Source organism: Candidatus Margulisiibacteriota bacterium (assembly GCA_018822365.1).
GTDB lineage: Bacteria > Margulisbacteria > WOR-1 > O2-12-FULL-45-9 > XYB2-FULL-48-7 > XYB2-FULL-45-9.
In genome coordinates this window covers 1-6055 of the sequence record JAHJKL010000078.1, presented here as the reverse complement: position 1 = coordinate 6055, position 6055 = coordinate 1, and the positions used below count along the sequence as shown (strand labels likewise).

Annotated in this window: 5 protein-coding genes and 3 tRNA genes; 2 read left to right on the top strand and 6 right to left on the bottom strand. The window is 51.1% G+C overall.

What is annotated here, in order from left to right:
* The first annotated feature begins 176 nt into the window (after positions 1-176).
* The gene (locus KKF06_07740) at positions 177-1676 is read left to right on the top strand and encodes a metallophosphoesterase (protein MBU1617644.1); all 1500 of its coding nucleotides are present in this window, start codon (positions 177-179) and stop codon (positions 1674-1676) included.
* Here the strand turns inward: KKF06_07740 and KKF06_07735 are convergent.
* From KKF06_07735 to KKF06_07710, 6 genes are all read right to left on the bottom strand, one after another.
* Positions 1646-2356 (bottom strand): hypothetical protein, encoded by a 711-nt coding sequence (locus tag KKF06_07735; protein ID MBU1617643.1) that lies wholly within the window; start codon positions 2354-2356, stop codon positions 1646-1648. The two genes, KKF06_07740 and KKF06_07735, sit on opposite strands and share 31 nt — an antisense overlap.
* Before the next feature lie 55 nt (positions 2357-2411).
* Entirely contained in the window at positions 2412-2957 is a 546-nt protein-coding gene (pyrR, locus tag KKF06_07730; protein ID MBU1617642.1) for a bifunctional pyr operon transcriptional regulator/uracil phosphoribosyltransferase PyrR, read from the bottom strand.
* A gap of 24 nt (positions 2958-2981) precedes the next feature.
* Positions 2982-3068 (bottom strand) — tRNA-Ser (locus KKF06_07725).
* A gap of 5 nt (positions 3069-3073) precedes the next feature.
* A tRNA-Ser gene (locus KKF06_07720) sits at positions 3074-3160 on the bottom strand.
* Positions 3161-3169: 9 nt separating this feature from the next.
* Positions 3170-3243 (bottom strand) — tRNA-Arg (locus KKF06_07715).
* A gap of 90 nt (positions 3244-3333) precedes the next feature.
* Positions 3334-5325, bottom strand: a complete 1992-nt coding sequence (locus KKF06_07710) for a sodium-translocating pyrophosphatase (GenBank protein ID MBU1617641.1) — start codon at positions 5323-5325, stop codon at positions 3334-3336.
* A 71-nt stretch (positions 5326-5396) separates the two neighbouring features.
* Here KKF06_07710 and KKF06_07705 point away from each other — a divergent pair, with 71 nt between their 5' ends.
* Complete coding sequence (locus KKF06_07705) at positions 5397-5975, top strand: Mov34/MPN/PAD-1 family protein (protein ID MBU1617640.1); 579 nt, start codon at positions 5397-5399, stop codon at positions 5973-5975.
* Positions 5976-6055: the final 80 nt, after the last annotated feature.

The following is a 6055-nucleotide window of genomic DNA, read 5'->3' as shown; positions in this document are numbered from 1 at the left end:
CTTTTTAATATTAAAGCCCCCGGCCAAAAACCGGGGGCTTTTTTTATCAAAAACCGCAAGTTTTCCCCATAATATTACGATAAATGTATGTACCGGGTTGATGGAGTTTCTTGTAATAATAAGAGGAGGCAATATTGACCACCCATCCAATAACGAGACAGAACCACACTCAACCAATGCGTCGAGTTGGGGCCACTCAACCGATCAGCGTGTCTCCCTTCAGACAGAACAGGTTTGACCCAATACCCCTGGAGAACTACTCTCTAAATCATGGAGCCAGCTTAAAATTAACTTTTTATCAAGCCGATGGCGGAGAATTGAATTATAGCCTGGTCCGCAATAACGATGCTTTTGAAGTGATCAATTTAAATTACAGGAATATCAATCTTGGCGCGGCATCAGAAGGAAAACCCTTCGCCTTCCTGGACCGTGGGGATAACGAACCGGCCTGTACTATCGTTGTAAATAATAACCTGGTAACCATCCAGAATAGCTCCCTGCATGGGATGACCTGGGAAGAGATCGCCCCTGCCGTTCAAACGATCGGCTTGCGGCCAACAGTTATTGATTATAAACCACTTGATATCCAGAGTTTAGCTCAACATCCGACTAACCCGGCAAAGCTGGTTGAACTGCAAAGGAGCCAGCAGGGAAATTATGCCCCTGGTCTTAACCGCCCTCTTGACGCGGACAACCTCCCCGGCGGTCTGGTCACCTGCCATTTAAAGCCCGGCCAAAAAACCATTGTCATTGGCGACCTGCATGACAATCTGGCCAACTTATTGGCAATTTTAAATCATTATAAAGACGACCTGCGATCTATTGTCCTTGTCTTTGCCGGCGACTTCATTCACGGGGAAAAGCTTGTTATTGAAGTCAACAATATAAAAGATCTTGAAAAAGCGCTCGCTGAAGCGCAAAAACCAGGCATTAACATTACCGACGCGATCGGCAACCTTTTACTTAACCCGACGGTGACCTCGATTACAGTTCAGGGAAATCACGATCAATTGTATGGTAATGAAACATCCAGACTTGCAAAGCAAATCAAATTGATCCACCAAAAAAACGAAATCCCCTTTCCAAGCAAACAAGCGGAAGAATTCAGGCAAGCGCTGGAAGGTGAACGGGGAAAAGATTTTGCCATGAACCTCAATGAGTTCTTCTTTTCACTCCCGGTTGGGATAAAAATAGCTACTGATTCCAGGACCATCATTGTCAGCCATACCCCTATGATCGGTCGCGTCGCCCAGGCAACGGCCAGACAATATTTAGAGGCCAGAGGGATCGAACCGACGATTGAAAATATGATGATCCATGCCAGAGCGATGGACAAACACCTTTTTGGGTCCGGCGAAGACCGGGGAAAGAGCTCCAGAAGCGTCTCCGCCAGTCTGCAATGGAGCCGGCTGGATTCATTTACTGGAAGCATTTCAACAGAAGAGCTGGAAGAAACCAGGGCCGGGTTTGGACAGGATGCCCTGCTCGTTGGCGGCCACACGCCAAATTTTCACCACCAAGATGCGAACGAATCCGCTTATCTCGCCGCCCCCGGTTTTGTGACCTTGATGTCCTGCTACGATAACAATCTAAGCGTGCTGGAAATAGATCATACCGGTCAGGCCATAGTTGTCGATCTTAGGGGTCAGTCGCCGCTTGGCGGGCAATCATTGTAAAACTGAAAAAACGGAGTAGCCATCCGCCTTTCTTCAACCCATTTGTTCAACTGGCCGGTTGACAGGCGAAGCCAATAATTATCGCCAACTTCGGTTTTTTCATCGATCAACGCTTGATCGCCAATCACTGTTACCCTGGTTATCGTCTCGACCGCAATTCCAAAATACTTTTCCAGACTAAAGAGCTTCCAAAGGATTGCCTGACAGGCGTTTCGACTTATCCCCATGACCCCTTCATGTCGAATTCCAAGCAAAGCAAATAATAATCGGCGGCTATTTAACGAGCTGATCTGGTTTAGCTCATTTTTCGCCTGATCATAATAGCTATTTTCTCTTAAGATGCTCCTTCGAAAATGAGCGGTCGGCCGGCCAACCCCAAAAAGCAGATCGGCGCTCTCCCGGGAAAGATATGAAAGTCTCAACCCCATTCTTGGATTCTTAAATGTCCCCAAAAAGTAATCGATCTCCAGGCCGCCGCAATAAAGCATATTGTTATCCGGCCTGGCTTCGGCCAGTTCGTTTTGCAATTTTGGCTTCGCGACTAATAACTTATAAGCCAGGGGGGTAGCCAAAGCAATGCGTCCCATGACATCAGGACGATAAAATACCTGCATTTGCCTGGCCTGGCCGCGCGGCACAAAAGAATAACATTTGCCAATTCTAACTGAAGCTATATGCATAAACTACCTGATCCCTCCAGGCAGTTATCCGTCAAATTAGAGGAGAAATTTCAAACTATTTAATAGTTACCCGGTCTGTTCCGTCTATTTCAATGATCTCGACCTTCACATCTTCTTTTTTAGCGGTCGGGATAACCTTTCCGGTAAAGTCGGGATGGATGGGGAGCTCCCGGTGTCCCCGATCGATCAGCGCCGCCAGCTGGACCTTGGCCGCCCGGCCGTAATCTTTGAGCCCGTCAAGCGCCGCCCGGGCGGTCCGCCCGGCGTAAATAACGTCATCGACCAAAACCACGATTTTTCCGTCAACTTTAAACGGGATATCTGATTTTTTAATTTCAATGTAAGACCCTTTTTCGGTGAGATCGTCGCGGTAAAGGGAAACATCGAGCGAACCGACCGGGACCGTTCCCCCCTCCTGTTGAGTAATGATCTCCGCCAGGCGCCTGGCAATAGGCACTCCGCGCTGCAGCACCCCGACCAGCATAATATCCCCCACCCCTTTGTTCGCTTCAATGATCTGATGGGCGATCCGCTTCAGGGCCCGCCCCATCTCAACCTCGTCCATTACTATCTTGACATTGGGATCGGCTTTCTTGGTCATGACAAATACTCCTTTTAAAAGAATCGGAGGAGGGAGGATTCGAACCCCCGATACCCGTTAAGGTATAATCGTTTTCGAGACGATCGCCTTCAACCACTCGGCCACTCCTCCAAATTCGGAGGGGGAGAGATTCGAACTCTCGGTACGGGTTAACGTACACACGCTTTCCAGGCGTGCTCCTTCAACCACTCGGACACCCCTCCAAAAAAAATTGCGCCCAGTGCGACTCGAACGCACGACCCCTTCCTTCGCAGGGAAGTACTCTATCCATCTGAGCTATGGGCGCGAATTTCAATCATAATAATAACATAAAAACGAGGCATCGGCGAGAAGAAAGAAAAGGAAACCGCGACGATATTGCCGCTGGTTTCCTTTTTTATTTAAATATCACTTGATGAAACGCGACCATCACCGGCCCCAGGACCAGCGAAACGATCGACATGAGTTTGATCAGGATGTTCATTGCCGGACCGCTGGTGTCCTTGAATGGGTCTCCAACCGTATCCCCTACAACCGATGCGGCGTGGACCACGGTCCCCTTCCCTCCCAAATAACCTTCTTCGATCAGCTTTTTGGCGTTATCCCAAATCGCCCCGGAATTAGCGAGCATGATCGCCATAGGGACCCCAACGATCAGGGAGCCGGCCAGCATCCCTCCCAAAGCCTCCCCCCCTAAAAAGAACCCAACGGCCAACGGGATAAGGACCGCCGAGATCCCCGGAACGATCATTTCACGCAAGGCTGCAGAAGTCGCAATGTCAACGCATTGGTCGATCCGCGGTTTGGCTTTTCCTGCCAACAACCCTTTGATCTTGCGGAACTGGCGGCGGACCTCTTCGACCATCTTGTAAGCGGCCCGGCCGACCGCCTGCAGGGTCATCGCCACAAAAACAAAGGGGACCAGCCCGCCGATAAAAAGGCCGATCACCACTTCCGGCTTAAGAATATCTATCGTTTGCAGGTGGACCGTCTGAGTGTAGGCCGTAAAAAGGGCCAGTGCGGTCAAAGCGGCCGAACCGATGGCAAAACCCTTACCGATCGCGGCGGTTGTATTCCCCAGCGAATCAAGCTCATCGGTTATTTTCCTGACTTTGGACGGCAAATGGGCCATGGTCGCTATCCCCCCGGCATTGTCGGCAATCGGCCCATAGGCATCGACCGACATTATCACCCCGATCGTCCCGAGCATTCCGACCGCGGAGATGGCGATCCCGTAAAGTCCGCCAAAATAAAAGGAAACATAGATCGCCACGCAGATCGATAATACCGGCAGAACAGTGCTTCTCATCCCAACCGCGAGTCCGCTGATAATATCGGTCGCTGCGCCGGTCTTGCAGGAGTCGGCGATCCCTTTAAGGACCTTGCCCGAAGTGTAAAACTCACAGATCAGGCCGATAATGCTCCCGACCAGGATCCCGGAAAGGATCGCCCAAAATATCCCCAACTCCCCCACTATAAAAGCGGTCAGATAATATGAGGCGGCAATGAACAAAACGCTGGAAACATAGGTCGCGTTGCGCAGTGCTTTTTGCGGGTCCATCCGGTGGAAGAGCTGGATAAAAACCACCCCGACGATCGAACAGATCGTCCCGGCGGCGATCAGCGCCAGCGGGAGAAGCATCCAACCGGCCTGGTTGGCGATCATCAGGGAACCGATCACCACGGTCGCGGCAACCGCGCCGACGTAGGATTCAAACAGGTCGGCCCCCATCCCCGCCACATCACCGACGTTATCCCCAACCTGGTCGGCAATGACCGCCGGATTGCGCGGATCGTCTTCCGGAATACCGGCTTCAAGCTTGCCAACCAGGTCAGCCCCGACATCGGCCGACTTGGTGTATATCCCTCCGCCAACCCGGGCAAAAAGGGCGATCGACGAAGCCCCCATCGAAAATCCGCTTATTATTATCGCCTTCTCCACAAAGCCCTGGACCAGATAAAAGAGCAGTCCAAGTCCCAGGACCCCGATCGAAGCGACCGCCATCCCCATAACAGCCCCGCCCGAAAACGCGACGTCAAGCGCCAGGGAAGCATCTTTTCTCGCCGCCTGGGTCGTCCGGACATTGGCCCGGGTCGCGGCGTTCATCCCGATCAAACCGGCCATGATCGAACAAAAACCACCCAAGGTATACGCAAGGGCAACGTAAATATTCAGTAAAAAGGCAAGCGCGATAAAGACCACCGCCATAAATATTAAGATCGTCAGGTATTGGCGCTTCAGATAGGCCATCGCCCCCTGATGGATCATGGCGGAAAGTTCATTCATTTTCTCGGTGCCGCGGGGCTGACGAAGGATAAAAACAAACAGATATATGGAAAAAAGCAGACCGACCGCTCCGGCAATTAAAGACCAGGATACTACTCCCATTGTATTGCTCCTTTATGTAGAACTATTGATTTTCTGGCTCATCATAGTACATGTTATAATTCAATTCAACAATGTTTATTATTACGGAACGGCAATATAGCATTATCATGAAACAGGCGCAGGATTGCTGGCCAATGGAAACCGGCGGGTTCCTGGGGGGGCATGACAACAAAATCCTGGGAGTCCTGCCGATCCCCAACAAAAACCCAGGTGACCAGACGACCCAATTTGCCCTGACCGGAGACGACATCGAGCTCGCTTACCGTTTTCTGGTCAAACACAAGCTGGAGTATCTGGGGGTCTATCACACCCATCCGCGCGGCATCCCCTATCCTTCGCCGCAAGACCTGGCCCATAACCAAAAATATCTTTTTATCGTCGGCTTGCAAGACCGGCGCAAACCGGAGCTTTACGCCTGGCGGGTGGAAAACAAGCAGGTCTTCGCGGAAGACATTAAAATTATCAGCGACTTTGGCGCGACGGTTATTGATATCCGCACCGGCCAGCCGAAACTGACCGAAAACTCAGCAAAAGAAGCAGCCGATAAATTAGCACACGATATCGATACCATGATCTCCGGGAAAATGCCCGACTACCCAAAACTTGAACCGGGTGACTGGGACCCGTCCACTTTTAGCACTTATGCGTAAGTTTACAGCCAAACTATTTCCTCTCGCCTTGCTTCTGCTGGTGATAGGCTGCGGCCAGCCGGAGGTCGTCCTGACGGAAG